We start from the raw sequence: 21574 nt of genomic DNA on the forward strand, positions 1-21574 counted from the left end.
TTCACGGATTCCCCCGATGCATCACGCGCGGCCAGCGCCACCAGCCGAGTGCGGCCAGCGGCCACAGCACCAGCAGCGGCCATGGCCAGAACCAGGTCATCAACAGCAGACAGGGCAGCCAGACCATCGCCACCAGCAGCCCGCCCACGATGCGGAAAAAGCTCACCGTATTGCGTGCATCCGCCTTGCCACCGGCGACCCGGCCGGCCAGCAGCACCGGCGCCGCCAGCAGCATGAACGCCGCCACCACGAGCCAGTCCAATGGCCATGGACGAGCGCGTGGTGGTGGCGGCGGTGGCGCCTGTGGGCGTTGCTGTGCGCCGATGAACGCCAGCGCGTAGGACTCGCCCGCCGCGGCCCGCACCGTCGCCCAGGCTTCCGTCGTCGCAAAGACCTCCGGGGTCGGACAGTTCACCGAGACCGCGTCGAGCGCGGTCGCGATCGCCTGATGGATGCGTCGTTCCCAGTCGCGATCGGATTCATCGGCATCGCGTGCGGGCAAGTTCACCGGCACTCCGACCAGCGCCTCGACGCGCGAACGGAAGCGGTCCGGCGCCTGGTAGTGCAAACCCAGCGGCAGCACCTCCAGCGACAATCCCTCGTCCAGCAAGGTGCGCGCGATGCGCGCTGCGCCGCGCTGGTAAGGCAGCGGCTGCCAGCCCCATTCGCTGCTGCCTTCGGGAAAGATCACCAGGTCGCCGCCCGCACGCAGTTGGGCGCAGCCGGCGTCGACGGGATGAGCGAACGCGGCGCGCCGCTTGGCGTAGCGCTCGCGATCCTTGTCGCGCACCACCGCGATGCCGTCGAACATCCAGCGCAGCAGCGGATGCCGCAGCAACTGGATCGAGACCAGCCCTTGCGCGCCGGGAAACACCCGCAGCACGGTGTAGCCGTCGATCGCCCCGTTGCGATGACTGCTGACGATCAGCCGACCGCCGCGTCGCGGCACGGGTTGCCGATGGGCACCGAAGATGCGGATGCGGCCGAAATAGAAACCGCGCAGCAACCAGGCCAGCAGCGGAATCCACCAGCGCAATGGCCGCCCTCCCGCGGGCATCGGTGCCGGGTCGGTGCGGGAGCGGGCAGACATCCGTGTTGCGTCATGGCTCATTGGCGGCAATGTAGCGGCAAGCGGCGGCTGGCGTCACTGCTGTGCCAGCACTTGCCAAGCGTCGGATGATCTGTTCAAGTTGATCCATGCATTCCTTCGCCACCAGCGGCTTGAACTCCACTGCGCCTTCCGCGCGCAGCTTCGTGCTGGCCGGCAATACCAATAATCGCGCGAACAACAACGCCAACCGTTGGCGGGCCCTCGCGTAGCTGCAAGTTTCATCGAATACGCGAAAGAGGTCCGCCCAGTGCGGGCCTCTTTCGTTTTGTGGTGTTTGATTTTTGCGCGGGTCCGCCCACGCAGGGCAAACCCGGTCTCCATGGCCGATTTTTCAGAAGAGCGGTATCCACAGACAGCAACGAGGAAACTTCCACCATGTGCTCGATATTCGGAATGTTCGACCTGCAGCCGGGCGACGACCTGGCCGCGTTGCGCCGGCAGGCGCTGGAGTTGTCGCAGCGCCAGCGCCATCGCGGGCCGGACTGGAGCGGGGTGTTCGTCGACGCCGGGGTGATCCTGGTGCACGAGCGGCTGGCCATCGTCGACCCGGCCAGCGGCGCGCAGCCGCTGCGTTCGCGCGACGGCGCGCTGGCGCTGGCGGTGAACGGCGAGATCTACAACCACCGCGAACTGCGTGCGGCCAGCAGCTACGAATTCACCACCGCTTCGGACTGCGAGGTGATCAACGCGCTGTATCGCGAGCACGGCAGCGACTTCGTGGGCAGGCTCAACGGCATCTTCGCGTTCGCGTTGTGGGACGGCGAGGCGCAGCGCTACCTGATCGCCCGCGACCCGATCGGCGTCTGCCCGCTGTATTGGGGCCACGATGCGCAAGGCCGCCTGTGCGTGGCCTCGGAGATGAAGGCGCTGGTCGGCGTGTGTGCCGACGTGGCGCCGTTTCCGCCCGGCCATGTGTACGACAGCGCCAGCGGCGAGTTGCAGCGCTACTACGCCAGGCCATGGCGCGACTACGCCGCCACGCGCGGCCATGACGTGGCTGCTCCGGCCTTGCGCAAGGCGTTTGAGCAGGCCGTGCATCGTCAGCTGATGACCGACGTGCCGTATGGGGTGCTGCTTTCCGGTGGGCTGGATTCGTCGCTGGTCGCCGCCTGCGCCGCGCAGTTCGCGCGCGAGCGGGTCGAGGACGACGACCGCAGCGAAGCGTGGTGGCCGCGCCTGCATTCGTTCGCGATCGGGCTGGACGGCTCGCCCGATCTGGCCGCCGCGCAGGTCGCCGCCGACGCGCTGGGCACCGTGCACCACGGCTTCGTCTACACGTTCTGGGAAGGGCTGGATGCGCTGCCCGAAGTGATCCGCCACATCGAGACCTACGACGTCACCACCATCCGCGCCGCCACGCCGATGTACCTGCTGGCGCGGCGGATCAAGGCGATGGGGGTGAAGATGGTGCTGTCGGGCGAGGGCTCGGACGAGATCTTCGGCGGCTACCTGTACTTCCACAAGGCGCCCTCGGCCGAGGCGTTCCACGAGGAAACCGTGCGCAAGCTCGACGCGCTGCACAGCTACGACTGCCTGCGCGCGAACAAGGCGATGATGGCGTGGGGCGTGGAGGCGCGCGTGCCGTTCCTCGACCTGGAGTTCATCGACGTGGCGATGGGCCTCGATGCGAAGCACAAGATGGCAGGGCAGGGGCGCATCGAGAAGGCGGTACTGCGCGAAGCGTTCGACGGCGCGCTGCCGGATTCGATCCTGTGGCGACAGAAGGAGCAGTTCAGCGATGGCGTCGGCTATGGCTGGATCGACGGCTTGAAAGCGCACGCGGAGCAGGCGGTCAGCGACCGCGAGTTCGCCGCGGCCGCGGCGCGCTACCCGTTCAACACGCCGGCGACCAAGGAGGCGTATTTCTACCGACGCATCTTCGAGCAGCACTTTCCCGGCGAGGCCTGCGCCGCGACCGTGCCCGGCGGCAAGTCGATTGCCTGCTCCTCGCCGGCGGCGCTGGCGTGGGATCCGGCGTTCGCGAACGCGGCCGATCCGTCGGGGCGTGCCGTCAGAGGCGTACATGCCCAGGCGCTCGCCTGAATGCGGCCGGCTGCTTAGGGCGGGCACCGCCCGCCGCTTTCCGTCGCCATGGATCAAAGGTCGGCGGGCAGTGCCCGCCCTGCAAGGGGCGCCGGCTGCAAACGGGTCTGTTATTCTTGCGTGCTTGCCTCCCACCAAGATTTCACGATGATCGAGACCAATCCCATCCATGCGCAGATCGACGACCTCCGCGGTCGCGTCGAAGCGCTTAGGGGGTATCTTTGACTACGCCACCAAGCGCGAGCGCCTGGAAGAAGTAACCCGCGAACTGGAGAGCCCCACCGTGTGGGACGACCCGGCCAACGCGCAGGAACTGGGCCGCGAACGCGCCCGATTGCACACCATCGTCCACGGCATCGACACGCTGACTGCCGGCCTGGACGACGCCGGCGACCTGCTGGAGATGGCCGTCGCCGACGGCGATGACGACACCGCGCAGTCGGTGATCGACGACCTGGACAAGCTGGAGTCGCAGGTCGGCAAGCTGGAGTTCCAGCGCATGTTCTCCGGCAAGATGGACGCGATGAACGCGTTCGTCGACATCCAGGCCGGCGCCGGCGGCACCGAGGCGCAGGACTGGGCCGAAATGCTGCTGCGCATGTACCTGCGCTGGTGCGAGCACCGTGGCTGGAAAGCCGAGCTGATGGAAGTCAGCGGCGGCGACGTGGCCGGCATCAAGTCCGCCACGTTCCGCGTCGAGGGCGACTATGCCTACGGCTGGCTGAAGACCGAGATCGGCGTGCACCGGCTGGTGCGCAAGAGCCCGTTCGATTCGGACAACCGCCGGCACACCAGTTTCACCTCGGTATTCGTTTCGCCGGAAGTGGACGACAGCATCGAGATCGACATCAACCCGGCCGACCTGAAGACCGACGTATACCGTTCGTCGGGTGCCGGCGGCCAGCACGTCAACAAGACCGAGTCGGCGGTGCGCATCACCCACGTGCCCACCAACACGGTCGTGGCCTGCCAGACCGAGCGCAGCCAGCACGCCAACCGCGACCGCGCGATGAAGATGCTGGCCGCCAAGCTGTACGAACTGGAAGTGCAGAAGCGCAATGCCGAGAGGGACGCGCTGGAAGCGACCAAGTCCGACATCGGCTGGGGCAGCCAGATCCGCAACTACGTGCTCGACCAGAGCCGCATCAAGGATCTGCGCACCGGCATCGAGCGTTCGGACACCCAGAAGGTGCTCGACGGCGACCTCGACGAGTTCATCGAGGCAAGCCTGAAATCCGGCCTCGAAGCCGGCGCCAAGCGCATCGATGCCTGACGCCCGATTCCCTTCGACCCGCCCATTGACGAGGTGACGCGCATGAACAGCAAGAAGATCGGCATTTTCCTGATCGCCTTGGTCGCGCTGATGGCGTTCGGCGCGGCAGCGCAGTCGTCGCAGGGCAGCGCCGGGCAGGGCATCAAGCAGGATGCCAAGGCGGTCGGCCACGGCGTCGCCGACGGCGCCCGCGATGTCGGTCACGCGACCAGGCATGTGGCCAGGAAGATCGGGCACGGCGCGAAAGAGGCCGGCACCGGCATCGGCCATGGCGCGAAGAAGGCAGGCGTCGCCATCGGCCACGGCGCGCGCGAGGGCTGGGATGCCACCAAACGCGGCGTCAAGCAGATTTTCGACAAGGGCAATTGAGCGCCGCCCCATCCACGAGACATCCACTGTCCAGCGCGCGCTGGCAGCCACGGAACCATCCATGAGCGAAGTCACCGACACCCTTCCCGACGAGAACAAGTTGATCGCCGAGCGCCGCGAAAAACTCAAGGCGCTGCGCGGGCAGGGCATCGCGTTTCCGAACGACTTCAAGGTCGACAGCTTCGCCGGCGACCTGCAAACCGAGTTCGCCGACAAGGACGTGCACACGGCCGAAGCCGTCGAAGCGGCCGCGCGCCGGGTGAAGATGGCCGGGCGCATCGTACTCAAGCGCGTGCAGGGCAAGGTCAGCTTCGTGCAGTTGCAGGATTTCAGCGGACGCATCCAGCTGTTCATCCATGCCGGCACGGTTGGCGAGGTCTACGAGGCGTTCAAGGGCTGGGACATGGGCGACATCGTGGGTGCCGAAGGCACGCTGATGCGCACGAAGACCGGCGAGCTTTCGGTGCGCGTGGATCACCTGCGCCTGCTGACCAAGAGCCTGCGCCCGCTGCCCGACAAGCATCACGGCATGGCCGACGTGGAGCAGCGCTATCGCCAGCGCTACGTGGACCTGATCGTCACCGAGGAAGCGCGCCGCACCTTCATGCTGCGCTCAAGGATCATCGGCACCATGCGTCAATGGCTGGAAGCGCCGTCGCGCCGCTTCATGGAAGTGGAGACGCCGATGATGCACGTGATCCCCGGCGGCGCCACGGCCAAACCGTTCGTCACCCACCACAACGCGCTGGATCTGGATCTGTACCTGCGCGTGGCACCGGAGCTGTACCTGAAGCGCCTGGTGGTCGGCGGCTTCGACCGCGTCTACGAGATCAACCGCAACTTCCGCAACGAAGGGGTGTCGACCCGACACAACCCCGAGTTCACCATGCTGGAGCTGTACCAGGCCTACGCCACCTACCACGAGATCATGGACCTCACCGAGAGCGTGATCCGCGACACCGCGCAGGCCGTGCTGGGCACGACGCGGCTGCACTGGGACGGCGCCGACATCGACGTGGGTCCGGCGTTCCGCCGCTGGCGCATGGAAGACGCGGTGCTGGAGCACAACCCCGAGATCCGGCGCGAGGAGCTGCGCGACCGCGAAGCGATGGCCGCGCACGCCAGGCGGCTCGGCATACAGATCAAGGACGGTTACGGCTGGGGCAAGCTGCTGCTGGAGATATTCGAAAAGACGGTGGAGCACACCTTGATCCAGCCGACCTTCATCACCCAGCATCCGGTGGAGGTGTCACCGCTGGCGCGGGAGAACGATACCGACAAGGGCATCACCGACCGCTTCGAGCTGTTCGTGGGCGGCAAGGAAATCGCCAATGGCTTCTCCGAGTTGAACGACCCGGAAGACCAGGCCGCACGCTTCCAGGCCCAGGTCGACGCCAAGGACGCCGGCGACGACGAGGCCATGCACTTCGACGCCGACTACATCCGCGCGCTGGAAGTGGGCCTGCCGCCCACCGGCGGCCTCGGCATCGGCATCGACCGCCTGGTGATGCTGCTGACCGGCGCGTCCTCGATCCGCGACGTGCTGCTGTTCCCGTACATGCGACCGGAAGCATGAGCGCCGACGTGCCCGCGCTGCAGGACCTGGCCGCGCCCGACGGCGTCTGCTACGGCTGCGGCAGCGCCCATCCTCACGGCTTGCACATCAAGAGCCACTGGCACGAGGACGGCGTGCACGTGGTCAGCACGCACCTGCCGGGAGCGGATTTCCACGGCTGGCCGGGGCTGGTCTACGGCGGGCTGATCGCGATGCTGGTGGACTGCCATTCCAACTGGACCGCGATGGCATACCACTACCGTGCCGAGCAGCGCGCGCCGGACAGCAAGCCGCGCATCGACTGCGTCACCGGCAGCCTCGGCATCAAGTTCCTCAAGCCCACCCCGATGGACGTGCCGCTGACGCTGAAGGCGCGCGTCGAGGGCGAAGTCGGGCGCAAGACCCGCGTGCTGTGCGAGGTCCACGCGGGCGAAGTGCTCACCGCGCTGGGCGATTCGATTTTCGTGCGTGTCGACACCGCGCAGCTGGCCGCAGCCGCGCGCCACGCATGAGCCAGACTCGCGACCCATCCCACCAGGAGGCTTGATCATGTGGTTTGCCATCATCGGAACGGACGTTGCCGACTCGCTGGAGAAGCGCAAGGGAGCGCGGCCCGCGCACATCGCACGGCTGCAGGCGCTGCTGGATGAGGGCCGCCTGTTCGTGGCCGGCGCGTTCCCGGCGATCGAGTCCGAAGATCCGGGCCCGGCCGGCTTCAGCGGCAGCCTGATCCTGGCCGAGTTTCCGTCGCTGGCTGATGCCCGCGCCTGGGCCGATGCCGACCCCTACGTGGCGGCCGGCGTCTACGCCGAGGTGCAGATCAAGCCATTCCGCAAGGCCCTGCCGGCGTGAGCGAGGCGATGATCGAGCAGATGCGCCAGCGCCTGACCCAAGCCCTGGCGCCGACCGAGCTGGAAATCGTCGACGAAGGCCACCTCCACGCCGGGCATGCGGGTGAGGGCAAGGGCCATTTCCGCGTGCGCATCGCCAGCCCCGCCTTCACCGGGCTGTTGCCAATCCGCCGGCACCGAATGGTCTACGCGGCGCTGCAGGGGTTGATGGACAACGGGATCCATGCCGTTTCCATAGATGCCGTCGAGAAATAATATTTATCAATGAGTTGTATCGTATTCTTTACACTAAATCTCACGCGGACACGCATTGCAGCAGGCCCCCGCGTTTGGCACAGTGCCCTGTCATCCGGCTGCACCGGCCGTAGCACCCTACCGTTGAACACTGCATGCGCCTGAGCACGATCAAACTCGCCGGTTTCAAGTCCTTCGTGGACCCGACCACCCTGCACCTGCCGAGCAACATGATCGGCGTGGTCGGCCCCAACGGCTGCGGAAAATCCAACATCATCGACGCGATCCGCTGGGTGATGGGCGAAAGCGCGGCCAGCCGCCTGCGCGGCGACTCGCTGACCGACGTGATCTTCTCCGGCTCCAACACGCGCAAGCCGGTGGGGCAGGCCACGGTCGAACTGATCTTCGACAACGCCGACGGCTCGGTGCAGGGCGAGTACGGCCAGTACGCCGAGATCTCGGTGAAGCGCCAGGTCACCCGCGACGGGCAATCCTCGTACTACCTCAACGGCGCGCGCTGCCGCCGGCGCGACATCACCGACCTGTTCCTCGGCACCGGCTTGGGCCCGCGCAGCTACTCGATCATCGAGCAGGGCATGATCAGCCAGATCATCGAGGCGCACCCGGACGAACTGCGCACGCACCTGGAGGAAGCCGCCGGTATCTCCAAGTACAAGGAGCGCCGCAAGGAGACCGAAAGCCGCATCAAGGCCACCCGCGAAAACCTCGACCGCGTGCGCGACGTGCGCGACGAAGTCGACAAGCAGCTCGAACACCTGAACCGCCAAGCCCGCGCCGCCGAGCGCTGGAAGGCCTTGAAGGAAGAACAGACGCGCAAGGAAGCCGAGCTGCGCGCGCTCGAATACCGCGGCCTCAAGAGCCAGCACGACAGCGAAGGCGCCGGCTTGTCCGCCGCCGAGATCGAGATCGAGAAGCAGCTGGCCGGCCAGCGCGAGATCGAGGCGCAGATCGAGGTCATGCGCGAACGCCACACCGACGCCAGCGAGCACCTGAACGCGGTGCAGGCCGAGGTCTACAAGGTCGGCGCCGAGATCGCCCGTGTCGAGCAGCAAGTGCGCCACAACAAGGAAAGCGCCGAACGCCTGCAGCGCGCCCACGCCGACAGCGAGCGCGAGCACGCGGAACTGGCCGCGCACATCGCCACCGATCACGCGCAGGTCGAAATCCTGCGCCAGGCGCTGGCCGAAGGCGAACCGAAACTCGAAGCCCTGCAGCAGCTGCAGGACGACACCGCCGAAGCCCAGCGCAGCACCGAGGCCAGGCTGGCCGACTGGCAACAGCGCTGGGACAGCCACACCCGCAATGCCGGCGAATCCAACCGCGCCGCCGAAGTGGAACGCACCAAGCTCAATTACCTCGACCGCCAGGGCATCGACCTGGCGCGCCGCCGCGAAGCACTGGAAACCGAGCAGAAAGCTACCGACGTGGCCGCACTGGCCGCCGCCGGCGAGCAACTGCACAGCGAACACGACGCCCAGCGCGAGCGCGTGGAAACCCTGGGCAGCCTGCTCGACCAGTACAAGTCCAACCATGAAAAAGTGCAGGAAGAAGAGCGCCAGGTGCAGTCGGCGCTGAACGAGGCCCGCCAGCAACTGCAGGCCGCCCGTGGCCGGCACGCCTCGCTCGAAGCGCTGCAGCATGCCGCGCTCGGCCAGGAAGAAAACGCTGCCAGCAGCTGGCTGGCTCGTCTCGGGTTGAACACGTCACGCCGCCTCGGTGAGTCGCTGCAGGTCGAAAACGGCTGGGAGACCGCCGTGGAAACGGCGCTGAGCGGATTTCTGGACGCGGTGCTGGTGGATGGCTCGCATGCATTGGCGGCGGAGTTCGATGCGCTCGACAACGCCGACATCGCCTTGCTCGACAACGCCGAGGGCGGCGTCGGCGCCGCTGGCACGCTGGCCGCCCACGTACGCGGCCCGGCGGCGGCGATGGCCATACTGGGCCACGTGTTGACCGCCGAATCGCTGGCCGACGCCCACCGGCAGGTGGCCTCGCTGTCCGCACTGGCACCGTATCAGTCGGTGATGACGCGCGGCGGCGAATGGCTCGGCCCGGGCTGGGCGCGCGTGCGCCGGGCGCAAGGCAGCCAGGTCGGCGTGCTGGCGCGCGAGCGCGAGCTGCGCACGCTGGCCGAACAGATCGCCATGCTGGAAGCGCAGCTGGAAGAAGCCAGCGAACGGCTCGACAACCTGCACACCAGCAAATTCGAAACCGAACGCGCGCGCGACGACGCCCAGCGCGAGCTGTACAACGCGCACCGTCGCCAGTCCGAACTGGCCGGCCAATTGCAAAGCCACCGCGGCAAGCTGGAGACCGCCCGCGCCCGTGCCGAAAAGGTCAGCGGCGAGCTGGCCGACCTGTCCACGCAGATCGACGAATTGCAGAACCAGACCCGTGAGGCGCGCGCGCGGCTGGACGAATCGGTCGGCCTGATGGGCGACCTGGAAGACCAGCGCCGCGAACTGGAAAACGAACGCCGCAGCCTGCTCGAGGCGCGCGAGGAAGCCCGCATGAATGCGCGCGAGGCGGCCGATCAATCGCACTCGCTGGCGCTCTCGCTGGAGTCCAAGCGCTCGTCGCTGAGCTCGCTGGAACAGGCGCTAGGTCGCATGGATGCCCAGCTGCGCCAGATCGAGGCGCGCCGCAACGAGATCGCCGAACAGCTCGCTGCCGGCTCCGACCCGATCGCCGAACTCGAAGCCGAGCGCCAGGCGTATCTGGACCAGCGCCTGCTGGTCGACAAGCAATTGGTGGAAGCGCGCCGCGCACTGGAAGACTGCGACCTCGAATTCCGCAAGCTCGAACAGCAGCGCCACCTGGCCGAGCAGGGCCTGTCGGCATTGCGCGAGGGCCTGTCCGAGAAGCGTCTCGCCGCCCAGGCGCTGCAGCTGCGCGCCGAACAACTGGCCGAAGCGATCACCGCTTCCGGCCTCGAACTGGAAACCCTGCTGGCCGAACTGGCCGACGACATCGACGCCAGCCAGTGGCGGTCACAGCTCGCCGACATCGGCCAGAAAATCGCGCGGATCGAGCCGGTCAACCTGGCTGCGATCCAGGAACACGCCGAACAGAGCGAGCGCAAGACCTACCTGGACAACCAGCTGGCCGACCTGGTCAGCGCGATGGAAACGCTGGAAGGCGCGATCAAGAAGATCGACCGCGAAACCCGCCACCGCTTCAAGGAAACCTTCGACAAGGTCAACGCCGGCGTGCAGGAACTGTTCCCGCGCCTGTTCGGTGGCGGCCATGCCTATCTGGAACTCACCGGCGACGACCTGCTCAACACCGGCGTGACGATCATGGCGCGCCCGCCGGGCAAGCGCCCGTCCAACATCTCGCTGTTGTCCGGCGGCGAGAAGGCGCTGACCGCGGTGTCGCTGGTGTTCGCCATCTTCGGCCTCAACCCCGCGCCGTTCTGCCTGCTCGACGAAGTCGACGCGCCGCTGGACGAGGCCAACGTCGGCCGCTTCTCCAGCCTGGTAAGCGAGATGAGCGAACACGTGCAGTTCATCTTCATCAGCCACAACAAGGCCACCATGGAAGCCGCCACCCAGCTGTGCGGCGTGACCATGCGCGAGCCCGGCGTGTCGCGGCTGGTGCAGGTCGACCTGGCCGAAGCGGCTAAACTGGCGGGAGCTGCCTGAGGAACCGATGATGACCGTGCAACCTTTGCTTGCCTTTGCGTGGAACGCCGCCGTCGGCATTCCGATGCTGATCGTGGGGCTGGTCGTGCTGGCACTGATCTGGCTGTTCGGCCAGCCGCGGAAAGAGCAGGGCAAGCGCAGGGCAGCGGGCGATACGCACACGCACGGACACGCGCGGCGCGAGCCCACCATGGGCGGCTCCAGCCTGGCCGACGACCCGGCCTTCAGCCTGGGCGACACCTCGGCGACGCCGCAGCAAGGCGAGCTCGACGTCGGCCTGCGCGAGGAACTGGAGCGCCTGGGCGCCACGCTTTCCGGCGAACGCCATGCGGCCAAGCCGGCCGAGCGCCTGACCGAACGCCTGGCCGGCCACGCCGCCTCGATCGTGGATACCTTGCGCGCGCCCGCCGAACCCGTCGCCGAAGCGCCCGCCGCCGCACCGGCACCGGCACCGGCGCCGCCTGTCACCAAGCCGGTGCCGCGCTCGGAGCTGGGTCGGCGCCCGGCCGACACGCCGGTGGAACGCATCGTCACCTTGTTCGTGGTGGCGCGCGATGGCGCGCGTTTCAACGGACCGGACCTGGTCGTCGCCACCGAAAAGGCCGGGCTGGAATTCGGCGACATGGGCATCTATCACCGCCTGGTGGACGGCAAGCGCGAGCTGGGCCCCATCTTCAGCGTCGCCAACATGCTCAAGCCGGGCAATTTCGACCTGGCCCGGCTGGATGCGCTGCAGACCTCCGGCGTCAGTTTCTTCATGACCTTGCCCGGGCCGGTCCCCGCGCTCGACGCCTGGGACGCCATGCTGCCCACCGCGCAGCGACTGGCCGAGCTGCTCGACGGCCAGGTACTGGATGAGGAGCGCAATGCGCTCGGCCGGCAGGGTATCGCGCACATCCGCGACCAGCTGCGCGGCTGGGACCGTGACCACGAGGGTGAAGAAATCATCTTCGGTCGCTGAATCGCCGCGCGGGAGCGGGAGCCATGACGATTGCCTTGCGCTGGAAAATCGCCGCCGCTGTCGCCGCCCTCGTCGTGGCGATCCTGGGCTGGAACGGGGTGTCGCGCTGGCTTGCCGCCCGCCATGCCGACGAGCTGATCCAGGAAACCGAGCGCGCCGCCGCGCTACAGGCCGAACAAGCCCGTGCCAGTGCGCGCCAGCGCCACGACGAACTGGAGCGCGACCTGCGCCAGCGTCGCGAGGAGCTGGCCAGCAATTACCGCCAGGTCGCCGACCAGGCGCGCGAATACCAGGCCCGCCGCGCCGTGCAGCTGCAGCGCCAGCAGCAGGAGGCGCAGCGCGTCACCGCCAGTTACCTGCTGGACGCCAACCAGCAATGTGCCAACGGCATCGTGATCAACCGCCGCGGCTCCAGCTTCACCCAGGCTCGCGGCCGCGACGGCGGGCCGATCCGTTGCCAGGGCGACAGGGCCGCCGAACCGCTGCGCTGATGCCGGCTCACCGCTCGTTGCCCGGGGCTGCGGATACTCGATTCTCCGGCAGCGTCTTCCCCGGGCAAATCCCGAGTCCCGATGCGGTCTGCGTGGCACGGCGCCCCGGCAGGCAATCCTGGCACTTTGCCGCCGCGCGCACGGGTTACACCGATTTGGCCAGGACGATCACGGTGTCGGCGGGGCGCTCAGTGAAAAACGCCAAGCAACCACAGCACCAGCACGATCAGCAGGATGATGCCGATGCCGCCGGTCGGACGATAACCCCAGGAGCGGCTGTAGCCCCAGGTCGGCAACGCACCGATCAGCAGGATGACGAGAACGATGAGCACCAGCAGTGAAATCGACATGTTCGTATTCCTTTGTGCACGAGGAGTTGCGGAGATCGCGGACAGCATCGCGACGCCTGCACCTTCGCAGCGTCCCGGTGCAAGGGCCGTCAACGATGCGTCGCGGCGGAAGGGCTGAACATGACCCCGTTTTCGCGCGGATGACGATGGGGTGAACGACGGTTTGCTTCGTCATGCCGCGGGCTCTCTCGCGGCGGGGTGGCGGGCGTAGCTCGCACTTGAGTCACGCCGCGCTCACGACAACCGCACGCTGCCTGCATGTGGCAGCGGCGATGCTGCGGCTTTCCGATCCTGGAGTGCCCCATGTCCTTCAACCTCACCGGCCGCCGCATCGCCATCCTCGCCACCGACGGCTTCGAACAGTCCGAACTGACCGAACCCAAACGCCTGCTGGAACAGGCCGGCGCGCAGACCGACGTGATCGCCCCCGGCCACGCCGGGGAGATCAAGGGCTGGAGCGATGGCAACTGGGGCAGGGCCGTGCCGGTGGACGTGCCCCTGGACGAGGCCAAGGTCGAGCATTACGACGCGCTGGTCCTGCCTGGCGGCGTGATGAACCCGGACAAGCTGCGGCGGGTGCCCGCGGTGATCACGCTGGTCAAGGCGTTCGACGACGCAGGCAAGCCGGTGGCGGCGATCTGCCACGCTCCGTGGACGCTGATCGAAGCCGGCCTGGTCAAGAATCGCCAGGTCACCTCGTGGCCGTCGCTGCGCACCGATCTGGAGAACGCCGGCGCGCACTGGCAGGACAGCGAGGTGGTGCGTGACGGCCAGCTGATCATCGTCGCATGATGCAAAAGGCATCGCGCACGGAGTGCGCTCCCACGGATTTGCGACGGAACCATGCAGGGCGGGCCGTGCCCGCCCTGCGTCGGCGTTGGACCAGGTCGACGTCGACGGCGTTACGCGGTAGCGCCAAGCGCGTCGATGATCGCGTCGGCAAAGGCGGGGATGTCGCCCGGGCGGCGGCTGGTGATCATCGCGCGAAAGGCGCGGGCGATCCTCAGCCGAGTTTTTCCATCACGTCGTCGAGGTTCTGGCGCAGCTCGCCGATGCCGGCCCACGGGTCGCTGCGCAGCCGCGCGAGGCGCTGGGGCGCGGAATGGATGTCGAAGTCGTGGCCGCTTTTCAGCTTGCCCAGTTCTGTCCAGCGCAACGGCATCGCCACCGGCGCGCCGGGTCGTGCGCGCAACGAGTAGGACGCCACACTGGTGGCGCCGCGGCTGTTGCGCAGGTAGTCCACATAGATCAGGCCGCCGCGGCGTGCCTTGCTGGCGGTGGCGATGAACTCCAGCGGATGGGCCTGCGCCAGGGAGCTGGCAAACGCCTGGGCGAAACCCTTCACCTGCGGCCACGGGCAGCCCGGATTCAACGGCAGCACCACGTGCAAGCCCTTGCCGCCGGTGGTACGCAAAAATGATTCCAGCCCCATCTGCGACAGCAGCTTGCGCACCAGCCGCGCTGCCGCCACCACGCGGTCCCAGGCCACGTCCTCGCCGGGGTCGAGGTCGAACACCACGCGGTCGGCCAGGTCCGGCTGCCTGACGGTCGCGCCCCAGGGGTGGAACTCCAGCACGCCGAACTGAACCAGCTCGATCACCGAGTTGGCATCGCGCGGATAGATGTAGCTGGCCTGCCCGCCGGATTCCTCCTTGAGCCTGGCGCTGCCTACGTGCTTGAGGCCGGCGATCATGTGCTTCTGGAAGAAGCAGGCCTTCCCGGTACCTTCCGGGCAACGGATGACCGAGGTGGGACGGTCCACCACGCCAGGCAGGAACCAGTCCATCACGCGGGTGTAGTAGTCGGCCACTTCCTGCTTGGTGATGCCGTCGTCGGGATACACCACGCGGTCGGGATGGGTGATGGTGATGTCGGCGGCGGACATCCCGCCGCCGCGCCGTCGCCGGTTGCTGGCGGAGCGCGTGGATGGGGCGCGATCGCTGTCGCGCAGGTCTGCGGCGGACTTGTCGGTACGCATGGTCTTCAGGCTCGGTTGGCGCAGCAGGTTCTTGTTGCCGATGCCGCGGTAGTACACCTCGGCCACGGCCTTCGGTTCGACCCAGTGTGCACCGCGCAGCAGCGGATCGATCGCGGCAAGTTTCACCGTCGGTTTCTTGCTGCTCTTGTCGGTGATGGTCCTGCTCAATTGCCGCAACTGTTCGTCGGAGAAGCCGGTGCCGACGCGTCCGACATAGATCCAGCCGTTCGACACCTCCGGATCGGGTCGGGCCAGCAGCAGCGAACCGAAACCGCTGCGACTGCCTTTGGGCGGCGTGTAGCCGACCACCGCGAACTCGTCGCTTTCCAGCCGCTTGATCTTCAGCCAGTCGTCGCCGCGTCCTGCTCGGTAGATCGAATCGACGCGCTTGGAGATGATGCCTTCCAGCTGCTGCTCGGTCGCCGTGCGGAACGCGCCTTCACCGTCGCCGACCGCATGGCTGCTGAAGGCCAGGTGTTTCGGCGCGTGGGCCAGCAGCCGTTGCAGCAGCGCCTTGCGTTGCAGCAGTGGTACCCGGGTCAGGTCGCTGCCTTCGAGGTAGGGCAGGTCGAACAGCATGTAGACCAGCGGCAATTGTGCTTCGCCGGACAGGGTGGCCTGCAGGCCGTTGAAATCGCTGTGTCCGCGGGCATCGAGCGCGATCAGCTCGCCATCGAGCCGGGCCGAATGCAATCCCAGCGATTCGAGCGCCTGCACGATCTCTGGCAGCCGCCCGTTCCAGGCCAGCGCGTTGCGCGACCACAGCTTCACCTCGCCGTCGGCGATCGCGGCGAGGATGCGGTAGCCGTCCCACTTCACCTCATGCAGCCACTGCTCGCCTGGCGGCGGCGACTCGCGCAGGCGTGCCAGTTCCGGTTTGAAGAACTCGGTGCCGGGTGGCGCCGGGCGCGCCCCGTCCAGCGCGGCGGCTGCCTTGGCGAGGCGCAAGCGCGGCACCCTTCTTCCCTTCGGCACGGCTTTCTTGCGTGCGGTGGACTTCTTTGCCACCGCCCTGGTCGCCGATGTTGTCGCGGCCGCGCGGGTGCTGCGGATCATCTTCGCGTCGAGCAGGTCGTCCGCTTCCACGTCGCCGGCGAACGCGTCCTTGGCCTTGATCAGGAACCACGCCGGCTGGCGTTCCTTGCGGCCGCTGCGCACCAGATGCCAGCCGCCCTTGAGCCGCTTGCCGAACAGCTCGAAGCGCAGGTGGCCCTTTTGCAACTGCACTTCGGCGTCGCCTTCGGTGGTCCACACGCCGATGTCGAACTGGTCGACGTGGCCCTTGCCGTAGCCGTGTTCGATGTCGCCCTCGAAGCCGGCATAGGACACCGGATGATCCTCCACCTCGACCGCCAGGCGTTTCACCTGCGGGTCGTAGCTGGGTCCTTTCGGCACCGCCCAGCTCTTCAGTACGTCGCCCAGTTGCAGGCGGAAATCGAAGTGCCTGCGGCTGGCATGATGCAGTTGCACCACGAAGATCGCGCGACTGCCCCGGCGTCCCGCCGCGTTGTCGGCCGGTTCGCGCGTTTTCGAGAAATCGCGCTTGCGTTGATAGTCGCGCAGGTTGCCCATGATCGCTCAGCCGGTCGGGCCGCTCGTCACCGGCAGCACCGCGCCGGAAAGGCAGCTGGCGCACGACGGCGCCGCGAGGAAGACATGGGACGGCGCCAATTGCTCCGGCTGCACCGGGCGGCCCATCGCGCTGGATGCGCCGAACTCGCCGACCTTCTGCGCCGACTGGTCCGCCGAATTCGGCGAGGTCCACACCGGACCGCTGGCAGGCTTGCGTCGTTCGGCCTGTCCGGTGGCAGCCCGAATCGGACGCCGGCGTTTGACGGCGGTTCGGGCAGCCTTGCTGCGTTCGGCGACAGGCATCGGATGGCTCCGCGGTGGCGACGCGACGCACCGTAGTGCGCCCGGCGTGCGCCGCAGGTGAAGCGTGTGCGTGATTCGCACGGCACGTTTGACGGCCCCTGCACGCGCAAACCGGAATAGTCTGTCGACCTGCTCGCCGCCGGAGTCTGAAGCCATGGCACGACCCATCTGGAGCGGAACCCTGTCGTTCGGCCTGCTCAACGTGCCGGTGTCGCTGATGACCGGCGAGCGCAGCGTGGACCTGCATTTCCGCATGCTGGACAGCCGCAGCAACACGCCGGTCCGGTACGAGCGCGTGAACGCCGAGACCGGGGAGGAGGTGCCTTGGAAGGAGATCGTCAAGGCGTTCGAATACGCCAAGGGCAACTACGTCGTGCTGGAGCCGGAGGACATCAAGTCGGCCGCCGCCGAGGGGCGCGAGGCGGTCGACGTGAAAGCCTTCGTCGAGGCCGACTCGATCGGCCCGGAATACTTCGAGAAGCCGTACTACCTGGTGCCGGGCAAGAAGGCGGAGAAGGGTTACGTGCTGCTGCGCGAGGTGCTCAAGCGCACCGGCCGCATCGGCATCGCGCGGGTGGTGATCCGCACGCGCGAATACCTCTCCGCAGTGGTGCCGCGGGGGGATGCGCTGATGCTGATGCTGATGCGCTACCCACAGGAGCTGGTCGACGCGGAGGATTACAAGATTCCCGCAGGGACAGCGTCGGATTACCGCATCTCGGCCAAGGAGCTGCAGATGGCCGAGCAGCTGATCGAGTCGATGAGCGACGAGTGGAATCCGGCCGAGTACCGCGACGAGTTCCGTGATCGCCTGCGCAAGGTGATCGAGAAGCGGATGAAGTCGAAAGGCGTGGTGACCACCGAACCGGAAGACGAGGAGACGATGCCGGAGAACGCCACCACCAACGTGGTCGACTTCATGTCGCTGCTGCAGCAGAGCCTGGCCAGCAACAAGCGCACGCCGGCGAAGAAGTCGGCGGCGGGCGGGAAAGGGGACAAGCGAACCACCACGACCACGGCCAGGAAGAAGTCCGCGACGAGAAAAGCGTCAGCGAAAAAGCGCGCCTCCCGCCACAAGGCAAGCTGAACTACCCCGGTTCAAAACCATGCCGAAGCCAGCGTGCAGGTGCTGGCACTGCCACGAGCACGCCAGGTGGGAGCAACCGGGGCTGTCGGCGGCGACCATTCACTTGCTCCGCTCCGCGTGCGTGCCGATACCGGGCGCTGCCGCCGTGCGCGGGTCGATTCCGATGGGACAGGCGCAATCTCCCGGGCCACGGGCGAGCTCCCGGCAGACCGCGCGGTGCGGCAAGCGGGCGTGACACTGTCGTGCCGCAGCGATGAGACGGCAGCATCGTTCAGACGCCACACACGCGCGCCATAGCCACCACCGACAGCAGGGCCTGCCGGCCGTACGGCTTGGGCTGGGCAGGAACAGCACCTTCATGTCGCGGGCGGCGATGGATGCTTCCTCGTGCGCGGAGGTGAGCACGATCGGGGTGCGCGAGCCGCTGTCCCGCAGGCTGCGAATCAGCGAGATGCCGGTCTGGCCGCGGCCCAGATACATGTCCGTCACGATCACGCCGAAATCCTGCCGTGCTTCCGACTCCGCCACGCCGCTGGCGATGTCGTGCGCCACGATCACCGTGTAGCCTGCGTGCTGCAGCAGCAGTGCGGTGATCTCGCGGGTATCGGGGTCGTCCTCCACCAGCAGCACCCGTTTGGGAAACATGCGCGTGACTCCCGTCGTCGGCGTCGTCGTGACCTTGGCATCGGCCTGGTCCGCACGCCGTGAAAGACGTCGCAGAACGTCGGCTGCCGTTCAGCTGGCGCGACGCTCGGGGCCGCCGTCTTCGGCCGACGGCGCGCGCTGCGGTGCCGGCGCCGGCGGCATCGGCGCGGCGGATTCTTGGCCACGATCCAGCTCGCCGCGCCAGCGTGGCAGCGCGTGCGGGTAGTGCGCCTGAACGAAGGCGATCAGTCCCTCGCGCACCTGGCAACGCAGGTCGAAGTTGCGGCCCGAATCGGTGGAGCTCACCAGCATGCGCAGTTGCATCGTCTTCTCGGTGGCGTCGGTGACCTGCAGCACGCATACGCGACGATCCCACTGCTCCGAGGCCTCGCACAGGCGCTTGAACTCCTCGCGCAGCGGCGCCAGTGGCGTGCGGAAATCCAGCATCAGGAACACGGTGCCGATCAGCTGCGAACTGCGGCGCGTCCAGTTCTGGAATGGATGCTCGATGAACCAGTTGAGCGGCACCACCAGCCGGCGCTCGTCCCAGATGCGCACCACCACGTAACTTCCGGCGATCTCCTCGATGCGGCCCCATTCGCCTTCGATGATCACCACGTCGTCGAGACGGATGGGCTGGGTCAGCGCAATCTGCAGGCCGGCGATAAGGTTGCTCAGCACCGGCCGCGCCGCCAGTCCTATCGCCAGCCCGGCCACGCCGGCGGAGGCGAGCAGGCTGGCGCCGAGCTGGCGCACGCCGGGAATGGTGAGCAGGATGATCGCCGTGCCCAGCACGATCACCACCACGTCGGCAGTGCGCGCCAGCACGCGCACCTGGGTGACCACGCGACGAGCCTGCAGGTTGTCCGCGGCATCCATCGGATAGCGCCGCACCGCGGCGCCCTCGAACGCGCCGACGCAACGCACCACCAGCCAGGTGCCGGCAGCCAGCAAACCGATCAGCAACAGATGCTCGACCAGTGCCATCGGTGCCGAGTCCAGTGCGGGGCCATAGCGCAGCACCAGCAAAAGCGAGAGCAAGGGCAGCAGCCACTGCAGCGGCGCGTGGGCGCGCTGCATCAGGTCGGCGATCACCGGGCGATCGCCCGCGAGCCGCCGCAGCACGGCGTGGATCGCGACACGCAGCACCAGCGCCAGCAACAAACCGGCCACCACGGTCACGCCCAGCCGCACCGCGACATGCTGCTGCCACAACTGCCACCACACGGTGAAGATATCGGCCATGCACCCAGCCTGCACGGCGCGGTGTCGACATCGCGTGGGCATGCGGCCGGGCCATGCCCTCGAGCTTCCAGCGATGGCGCCCCGGCGAAGGCCCTTGATGCAGCGCTCGTACCCTTGCGCGCAGGGGAGGGCTGGGGTGGGATCGCTCCTGGCGAGTCAACAGCAAGCGTCACTTCTTCGGCGAAACTTGCTCACGATCGCGTCGCGCGAATCTCACGGGAAATCGGCGCGGAAACGGCGAGGATCGAGCCACGTCCCGAGGAGACCGCTCATGCCATCGCACTCCCTGCCGATCATGCTGTCCAGCGTCCCGCCATCATCCGCCGGCGATCCCGAATACCAGCCGCCCGATCCCGCGCCGCCGCCGTTCCCCGATCCCACGGAACCGCAGCCCACGCCGAACGAACCCGAGCTGCCGCCGTCGCAGCCGCCCCCCGGGCGCGACCGGCCGTCGGCGGCAAGGCCGTGCAGGTGAACGCCGCCCCATCCCCGCCACCGGAGCTGCCGACGCGCGAGGGCATCCGTCGCTGGCCGCCGGATGGCTACCTGCGATTGAATGGCGCGGTCGACGTGCGCCGGCGGGCCGCTTGCACCTGCACCGAACGTTGCGGCGAGTGCCACGGCGATTGCGGCTGCGCCGCGTGCGAGCTGGGCTGGCGGGTCTGGCAGGACGACCAGGCGCTGTGGGACGAGGCGGGCAATCTGGTCAACGTGGTCGAACTGGGCGCCGCACGGCGCTCACGGCCTCCCGCCGCGGATCAGCTGGGTTCGAGCCGCGCGGTGACCACGGTGGCTTCATCCTCCAGGCCGGCCGCGTGCAGCGCCCGTTCTACCGCCGCTTCGGGCAGCCGCGTGCGGCAGCTCACGAGGTCAGCTGGTCACCCGCGGCCTCGACGTACCGGCGCCGCTCACGCCAGGTTTCGGCTGTCTGCGGTTTGATGAACAGCGACAGCAGTTCGGGATGGATCGTCTTGGCCTGCGCCTCGATGCGGTTGATGCACGCCTCGATCTGCGGCGTGGTCAGTGCATCCTCGAACTCGGCGCTCAGCGTGGCCACCACCTGGTTCGGTCCCATCTGCACGGTCAGCACGCCGTTGGCGGCATGCACGCCGGGGTCCGCGGCGGCGATCGCCAGGATCGAACCGCTCACCCTCGGGTGCGCCGGTTCGCCGATCAGCAGGCCCTTGGTCTCGCGCGCCAGCAGCAGGGCAAACGAGGCCAGCACACCGGCGATACCGAGCGAGGCGACGCCATCGAGTGCAGGCTCGTCGAAGGCCTGCGCACCCACCACGCCGGCCAGCGCGATCAGCAGGCCAAGCAGGGCCGCGCTGTCTTCCAGCAGGACGGTGAAGGTGCTGGGGTCCTTGCTCAGCCGGAACGCCTCGAAGTAGCCCAGCTTGCCCTTGCGCGCGCGGAACTCGCGCAGCGCCACCAGCCACGAAGTGCCTTCGAACAGGAACGACACGCCAAGCACCGCGTAGTTGATCCACGGCCGCTTGATCGCCTCCGGTTCGCGGATGTGCATCACGCCTTCGTAGAACGACACGCCTGCGCCTGCCGCCAGCACCAGCAGCGCCACGATGAAACTCCAGAAATACAGCTCGCGGCCATAGCCGAACGGATGGCTGCGATCCGGCGGCATGCCGGCGCGATGCAAGCCGTACAACAGCAGCACTTCGTTCACCGTGTCCACCAGCGAGTGCACGCCCTCGCTCAGCATTGCCGAGCTGCCGGACAGCCCGGCCGCCACGAACTTGGCGATCGCGATCATCAGGTTGCCGCCCAGCGCGACGTAGACCACCTTGTGCGAAGCGGAGGCCATGACTCAGCTCGCCATGCCC

General features: G+C 67.7%; 21 protein-coding genes. 13 read left to right on the forward strand and 8 right to left on the reverse strand.

Features of this window, described 5'->3' with window-relative positions; genetic code table 11:
• Position 1 precedes the first annotated feature (1 nt).
• A complete protein-coding gene (locus ACVCL3_RS02540) occupies positions 2–1090 on the reverse strand; it encodes a 1-acyl-sn-glycerol-3-phosphate acyltransferase (protein ID WP_447098873.1) in 1089 nt (362 codons plus the stop codon).
• 10 nt (positions 1091–1100) lie between these two features.
• The gene (locus ACVCL3_RS02545; RefSeq protein ID WP_447098874.1) at positions 1101–1298 is read right to left on the reverse strand and encodes a hypothetical protein; all 198 of its coding nucleotides are present in this window, start codon (positions 1296–1298) and stop codon (positions 1101–1103) included.
• A 188-nt stretch (positions 1299–1486) separates the two neighbouring features.
• Between ACVCL3_RS02545 and asnB the strand changes: the two genes are divergently transcribed.
• From asnB to ACVCL3_RS02595, 10 genes are all read left to right on the forward strand, one after another.
• Positions 1487–3154, forward strand: a complete 1668-nt coding sequence (asnB, locus tag ACVCL3_RS02550; RefSeq protein ID WP_447100335.1) for an asparagine synthase B — start codon at positions 1487–1489, stop codon at positions 3152–3154.
• A gap of 147 nt (positions 3155–3301) precedes the next feature.
• A protein-coding gene (gene prfB, locus ACVCL3_RS02555) for a peptide chain release factor 2 (protein WP_447100336.1) occupies positions 3302–4427 on the forward strand; the annotation gives its coding sequence in 2 pieces (ribosomal slippage) (positions 3302–3376 and positions 3378–4427; 1125 coding nt in all).
• Between the two features lie 42 nt (positions 4428–4469).
• Positions 4470–4796, forward strand: coding sequence for a hypothetical protein (locus tag ACVCL3_RS02560; protein ID WP_395118524.1), 327 nt, complete (start codon positions 4470–4472; stop codon positions 4794–4796).
• Positions 4797–4857: 61 nt separating this feature from the next.
• Complete coding sequence (gene lysS, locus ACVCL3_RS02565; RefSeq protein ID WP_447098877.1) at positions 4858–6372, forward strand: lysine--tRNA ligase; 1515 nt, start codon at positions 4858–4860, stop codon at positions 6370–6372.
• Entirely contained in the window at positions 6369–6863 is a 495-nt protein-coding gene (locus tag ACVCL3_RS02570; protein ID WP_395118520.1) for a PaaI family thioesterase, read from the forward strand. Before lysS ends, ACVCL3_RS02570 begins: the two co-directional genes overlap by 4 nt.
• 37 nt (positions 6864–6900) lie before the next feature.
• On the forward strand, positions 6901–7203 hold the full coding sequence (locus tag ACVCL3_RS02575) for a YciI family protein (RefSeq protein ID WP_395118518.1): 303 nt from the start codon (positions 6901–6903) through the stop codon (positions 7201–7203).
• An 8-nt stretch (positions 7204–7211) separates the two neighbouring features.
• A complete protein-coding gene (locus tag ACVCL3_RS02580; protein ID WP_447100337.1) occupies positions 7212–7457 on the forward strand; it encodes a BolA family protein in 246 nt (81 codons plus the stop codon).
• A 134-nt stretch (positions 7458–7591) separates the two neighbouring features.
• Positions 7592–11101, forward strand: coding sequence for a chromosome segregation protein SMC (smc, locus tag ACVCL3_RS02585; RefSeq protein ID WP_447100338.1), 3510 nt, complete (start codon positions 7592–7594; stop codon positions 11099–11101).
• 10 nt (positions 11102–11111) lie between these two features.
• A complete protein-coding gene (zipA, locus tag ACVCL3_RS02590) occupies positions 11112–12062 on the forward strand; it encodes a cell division protein ZipA (RefSeq protein WP_447098880.1) in 951 nt (316 codons plus the stop codon).
• 23 nt (positions 12063–12085) lie between these two features.
• On the forward strand, positions 12086–12553 hold the full coding sequence (locus tag ACVCL3_RS02595) for a hypothetical protein (protein WP_395118510.1): 468 nt from the start codon (positions 12086–12088) through the stop codon (positions 12551–12553).
• A 188-nt stretch (positions 12554–12741) separates the two neighbouring features.
• On the opposite strand, the gene ACVCL3_RS02600 is transcribed toward ACVCL3_RS02595, so the two are convergent.
• Complete coding sequence (locus ACVCL3_RS02600; RefSeq protein ID WP_395118508.1) at positions 12742–12903, reverse strand: DUF3309 family protein; 162 nt, start codon at positions 12901–12903, stop codon at positions 12742–12744.
• Positions 12904–13206: 303 nt separating this feature from the next.
• Between ACVCL3_RS02600 and ACVCL3_RS02605 the strand changes: the two genes are divergently transcribed.
• The gene (locus tag ACVCL3_RS02605; RefSeq protein WP_447100339.1) at positions 13207–13695 is read left to right on the forward strand and encodes a type 1 glutamine amidotransferase domain-containing protein; all 489 of its coding nucleotides are present in this window, start codon (positions 13207–13209) and stop codon (positions 13693–13695) included.
• A 211-nt stretch (positions 13696–13906) separates the two neighbouring features.
• Here ACVCL3_RS02605 and ligD read toward each other — a convergent pair whose 3' ends face one another.
• Both ligD and ACVCL3_RS02615 read right to left on the reverse strand, forming a co-directional pair.
• Positions 13907–16453, reverse strand: a complete 2547-nt coding sequence (ligD, locus tag ACVCL3_RS02610; protein ID WP_447100340.1) for a DNA ligase D — start codon at positions 16451–16453, stop codon at positions 13907–13909.
• A gap of 6 nt (positions 16454–16459) precedes the next feature.
• Positions 16460–16756, reverse strand: coding sequence for a hypothetical protein (locus ACVCL3_RS02615; RefSeq protein WP_447098883.1), 297 nt, complete (start codon positions 16754–16756; stop codon positions 16460–16462).
• 154 nt (positions 16757–16910) lie between these two features.
• Between ACVCL3_RS02615 and ku the strand changes: the two genes are divergently transcribed.
• Positions 16911–17843 (forward strand): non-homologous end joining protein Ku, encoded by a 933-nt coding sequence (gene ku / locus ACVCL3_RS02620; protein WP_447100341.1) that lies wholly within the window; start codon positions 16911–16913, stop codon positions 17841–17843.
• A 99-nt stretch (positions 17844–17942) separates the two neighbouring features.
• On the opposite strand, the gene ACVCL3_RS02625 is transcribed toward ku, so the two are convergent.
• Positions 17943–18488: a response regulator gene (locus ACVCL3_RS02625; RefSeq protein WP_447100342.1), complete on the reverse strand. Its 546-nt coding sequence runs from the start codon at positions 18486–18488 to the stop codon at positions 17943–17945.
• A 90-nt stretch (positions 18489–18578) separates the two neighbouring features.
• A complete protein-coding gene (locus tag ACVCL3_RS02630; RefSeq protein WP_447100343.1) occupies positions 18579–19733 on the reverse strand; it encodes a mechanosensitive ion channel family protein in 1155 nt (384 codons plus the stop codon).
• Positions 19734–20004: 271 nt separating this feature from the next.
• Here ACVCL3_RS02630 and ACVCL3_RS02635 point away from each other — a divergent pair, with 271 nt between their 5' ends.
• Positions 20005–20208, forward strand: coding sequence for a hypothetical protein (locus ACVCL3_RS02635; protein WP_447098886.1), 204 nt, complete (start codon positions 20005–20007; stop codon positions 20206–20208).
• A 387-nt stretch (positions 20209–20595) separates the two neighbouring features.
• Here ACVCL3_RS02635 and ACVCL3_RS02640 read toward each other — a convergent pair whose 3' ends face one another.
• Positions 20596–21555 carry a cation diffusion facilitator family transporter gene (locus ACVCL3_RS02640; protein WP_447100344.1) on the reverse strand — a complete coding sequence of 320 codons (960 nt, stop codon included), beginning with the start codon at positions 21553–21555 and terminating at the stop codon, positions 20596–20598.
• Between the last annotated feature and the right edge of the window lie 19 nt (positions 21556–21574).

The organism is Rhodanobacter sp. UC4437_H4, assembly GCF_052978425.1.

Coding starts and splice junctions, on each gene's coding strand:
- ACVCL3_RS02635 (WP_447098886.1), top strand. CDS start 20,005: ATGCCATCGCACTCCCTGCCGATCATGCTGTCCAGCGTCCCGCCATCA.
- ACVCL3_RS02625 (WP_447100342.1), bottom strand. CDS start 18,488: ATGTTTCCCAAACGGGTGCTGCTGGTGGAGGACGACCCCGATACCCGC.
- ACVCL3_RS02600 (WP_395118508.1), bottom strand. CDS start 12,903: ATGTCGATTTCACTGCTGGTGCTCATCGTTCTCGTCATCCTGCTGATC.
- ACVCL3_RS02615 (WP_447098883.1), bottom strand. CDS start 16,756: ATGCCTGTCGCCGAACGCAGCAAGGCTGCCCGAACCGCCGTCAAACGC.
- ACVCL3_RS02640 (WP_447100344.1), bottom strand. CDS start 21,555: ATGGCCTCCGCTTCGCACAAGGTGGTCTACGTCGCGCTGGGCGGCAAC.
- ACVCL3_RS02570 (WP_395118520.1), top strand. CDS start 6,369: ATGAGCGCCGACGTGCCCGCGCTGCAGGACCTGGCCGCGCCCGACGGC.
- ku (WP_447100341.1), top strand. CDS start 16,911: ATGGCACGACCCATCTGGAGCGGAACCCTGTCGTTCGGCCTGCTCAAC.
- ACVCL3_RS02580 (WP_447100337.1), top strand. CDS start 7,212: ATGATCGAGCAGATGCGCCAGCGCCTGACCCAAGCCCTGGCGCCGACC.
- zipA (WP_447098880.1), top strand. CDS start 11,112: ATGACCGTGCAACCTTTGCTTGCCTTTGCGTGGAACGCCGCCGTCGGC.
- ACVCL3_RS02575 (WP_395118518.1), top strand. CDS start 6,901: ATGTGGTTTGCCATCATCGGAACGGACGTTGCCGACTCGCTGGAGAAG.
- smc (WP_447100338.1), top strand. CDS start 7,592: ATGCGCCTGAGCACGATCAAACTCGCCGGTTTCAAGTCCTTCGTGGAC.
- ligD (WP_447100340.1), bottom strand. CDS start 16,453: ATGGGCAACCTGCGCGACTATCAACGCAAGCGCGATTTCTCGAAAACG.
- ACVCL3_RS02605 (WP_447100339.1), top strand. CDS start 13,207: ATGTCCTTCAACCTCACCGGCCGCCGCATCGCCATCCTCGCCACCGAC.
- ACVCL3_RS02560 (WP_395118524.1), top strand. CDS start 4,470: ATGAACAGCAAGAAGATCGGCATTTTCCTGATCGCCTTGGTCGCGCTG.
- asnB (WP_447100335.1), top strand. CDS start 1,487: ATGTGCTCGATATTCGGAATGTTCGACCTGCAGCCGGGCGACGACCTG.
- lysS (WP_447098877.1), top strand. CDS start 4,858: ATGAGCGAAGTCACCGACACCCTTCCCGACGAGAACAAGTTGATCGCC.
- ACVCL3_RS02595 (WP_395118510.1), top strand. CDS start 12,086: ATGACGATTGCCTTGCGCTGGAAAATCGCCGCCGCTGTCGCCGCCCTC.
- ACVCL3_RS02630 (WP_447100343.1), bottom strand. CDS start 19,733: ATGGCCGATATCTTCACCGTGTGGTGGCAGTTGTGGCAGCAGCATGTC.
- ACVCL3_RS02540 (WP_447098873.1), bottom strand. CDS start 1,090: ATGTCTGCCCGCTCCCGCACCGACCCGGCACCGATGCCCGCGGGAGGG.